The organism is Brevibacillus sp. YAE8, from assembly GCF_057543335.1.
This window is the reverse complement of the sequence record NZ_BAAIYG010000175.1, coordinates 1-523: the sequence shown is the minus strand read 5'-3', so window position 1 is coordinate 523 and position 523 is coordinate 1. Positions and strand designations below refer to the sequence as shown.

The following is a 523-nucleotide window of genomic DNA, read 5'->3' as shown; positions in this document are numbered from 1 at the left end:
AATCACTTCCACGACATTCCTCGCTGTTGTCTTTATTGACTTTTATGCTGGTAATTCTAGCGCTCGCCGTTGGGGATGGCTATTTCTGCAAACTTCGGTACCACCTCGCGGATCATGGCGATAAAGGTGCGCAGCCGCGCCGGATAGTAGCTGGAATAGGGATAAACCAGATAGATCGGCAGCGCGACGGCCTGCCATTCAGGCAAGACGTGGACCAGCTTGCCGGAGGCCAAATCGTCGGCCACAATCCATGCCGAAAGCATTGCCACGCCAAGCCCCGAGAGTGCCGACATGCGCAAGGCATTCAGGCTGTCGGTGGACATTCTTGGCGTGATATTAATGTGCTGCATCGAGCCGTCCGCGCCGTGGCGCAATACCACTTCATTGCGATAAAACAGGTTCAAGGCAACCCAAGGTGCCTGCGCCAGCTCCTCGAGCTGGTTCACCGGATGCTTCTCCAGCAGCGACGGTGCGGCGACCACGATACGCGGGACCTCCGCCAGTAGCACCTTGATAGTCGAAG

Annotated in this window: 1 protein-coding gene; it reads right to left on the bottom strand. The window is 57.0% G+C overall.

Annotated elements, in window-relative coordinates:
* Positions 1-56: 56 nt before the first annotated feature.
* Positions 57-523, bottom strand: a 467-nt coding sequence (locus AC27IT_RS28230; RefSeq protein ID WP_487092324.1) for a substrate binding domain-containing protein, incomplete at its 5' end; no start/stop codon positions are given.